This is a genomic window from Bacillus sp. CDB3 (genome assembly GCF_002081505.1).
Taxonomy (GTDB): Bacteria; Bacillota; Bacilli; order Bacillales; family Bacillaceae_G; genus Bacillus_A; species Bacillus_A cereus_AT.
Window position 1 is genome coordinate 1 of the sequence record NZ_ALBR01000148.1, and the last position, 2,298, is coordinate 2,298.

Consider the following 2,298-nt stretch of genomic DNA (forward strand, 5'->3'; position numbering starts at 1 on the left):
CTTATAAATAATAATAGTCAATGGATTTTTATAAAAAATTTCATTTTTTATAAATCTCATTATATTACCAAGTTATCTATTTAAATATCTCTTCTATACTTATATATAAGCAACCCATATAACTCCCTATGGGTTGCTATTCCATCATAAAAACTATTGTTCTTTTGAAGGGATCGAACAACTTCCATCAGTACAAGACATATCGCTTCCTTCTTCTGATGAAAACTCTTGTAACTTAGGTGCGGGATTCTCTTCTTCCCACACTTGCTGAAGTGCACCAACAAAAGTTTCAAGTGGTTGTGCACCTGAAATAGCATACTTTTGATTAATAATAAAATAAGGTACTCCCGAAATTTGATATTGCTGAGCAATAGCTTCATCAACTCGAACATCATTCGCATAAGCACTTTTATTATTAATAACATCTAAAACTTCTTGCTTATCCAGTCCCGACTTTTCAGCAATAGTAGCGAGTGTTTCCACATCACTTAAGTTTTTTGATTCAGTAAAATATGCAAAAAGAAGATTTTCTGTAATCTCTTTTTCCTTCCCTTGATCCTTCGCAAACTTCGCAAGACGATGCGCATCAAAAGTGTTTGTCGGCTTCATCTCTTCAAAATTAAAGTCCAAACCCATACTAGCTGCATGATTTCCTAGTTGTATATTATTACGCTTAGCTTCTTCAATACTAATCCCATACTTTGATGCAAGTACTTCATTAATACTTGTTCCAGAATAGATTGGAGCATTTTGGTCTAATTCAAAACTTTTAAACTCAACTTCAACATCATCCCTATGTGGGAATTGTTCTAAAGCCGTCTCTAATCTACGCTTCCCAATATAGCAAAACGGACATACAAAATCAGACCAAACCTCGATTTTCATATTAACACCTCTTTAACATTTAGTTTCTAATCATTGTAGCACTGAGATTAAGGAATTCAAAAATTTTTGCTCTACCTCCTTCATATAGTACATACAAAAGTATACTTATAGCAGAATACCTAATTAGCAAAAAAAAACGATAATCAAAAGGATAAACTATTCCCCCTCCGATTATCGTATATAAACATGAAACAACTTTAATTATGCTGGAATATACTTCTCTACGAATTTCCATACAGTATTCCAATATTTATTTGAATCTATTTTCTCCGCTTCTCCATGTCCCGCACCTGGAACAATTAATTTCTCTTTTTCTACTTTTGCAGCATTATACACCTCATCTAACATTTCAAAAGGAACAAATGTATCGGCATCCCCATGAATGAATAGCATAGGTGTTTTGCTTTTCGCAACTTGTTTTACAGCCGAAGCCTCTTCTAAATCGTATCCAGCCCTCAATTTAGTAACTGTATTGGCCGCATTCATAACAGGAAACTTCGGTAAGTGGAATAAATCTTTTAGTTGATACGTGAATTCATCAATAACAGTCGAGTATCCGCAATCTTCAATAATGACTTTAACATTAGAAGGTAAATCTTCTCCAGAAGTCATCATAACAGTTGCTCCACCCATAGAAATACCAAATAGAGCTATTTCAGCATTAGGATCTTTCTTTAAAATTTGTTGAATCCACAGCAAAACATCTTTGCGATCATGTCATCCCATACCGATATACCCCCCTTCACTATTCCCATGCCCACGAAGGTCTGGTGCTATGACATTATAGCCTTGTTCATAAAAGTTCCGGATATATTTCGTCATTGCTGATGCCCTGCCATCATATCCATGAACTACAAGTGCCCATTTATGACTAGATTGCTCATTCATATATTCATAACCTGTTAAATTTAGCTTATCAAAAGAGCGTATAGTTAATGTATTAGGTTTATATTTTGATACAAAGTTCGCATTCTTGTCTTCATTCGTAGCCAATGCACCTCCCGATGCATTCACCGTTTCCGTTAAGTGAGGATTATCCTCTAAAAAATCTTTTTCTTGTTTCGCATTCAACGCATAATTATAGAAATAATTCCCGACTAACATATATGCAATCGCTAGAAGGACTAAAACTACTATAGTAATTACACCTATCTTTTTCATATTATCTCCTTTTTCAAAATTAAATCTTCTTATATTAAAGTACTTCAAAAATAACTGTACTATTTTAACACACCAATGAATCGTATCTATAAGAAATAAAATAGAAAATCTTAAATTACATATCAAAAATCACGGGAGAAATTGAATAAAAAATTATATGGCTATGTAACCACAAATCTTAAAAGAATGGGGAATACTTAAAATCTAAAGTGGTATTTGGGGTTAGTAACAAGTTATTTCTAACGAAATCTA

Annotated in this window: 1 protein-coding gene and 1 pseudogene; both read right to left on the minus strand. The window is 33.2% G+C overall.

Annotated features, from left to right (window positions below; translation table 11 throughout):
- Positions 1-153: 153 nt before the first annotated feature.
- The gene (locus CDB3_RS31500; protein ID WP_128857204.1) at positions 154-885 is read right to left on the minus strand and encodes a DsbA family oxidoreductase; all 732 of its coding nucleotides are present in this window, start codon (positions 883-885) and stop codon (positions 154-156) included.
- Positions 886-1,086: 201 nt separating this feature from the next.
- Positions 1,087-2,046, minus strand: a pseudogene (locus CDB3_RS31505) (alpha/beta hydrolase).
- Positions 2,047-2,298: the final 252 nt, after the last annotated feature.

Bases quoted from the DNA above. Each gene is read 5' to 3' on its own strand.
- CDB3_RS31500 (WP_128857204.1), bottom strand. From the start codon at position 885: ATGAAAATCGAGGTTTGGTCTGATTTTGTATGTCCGTTTTGCTATATT.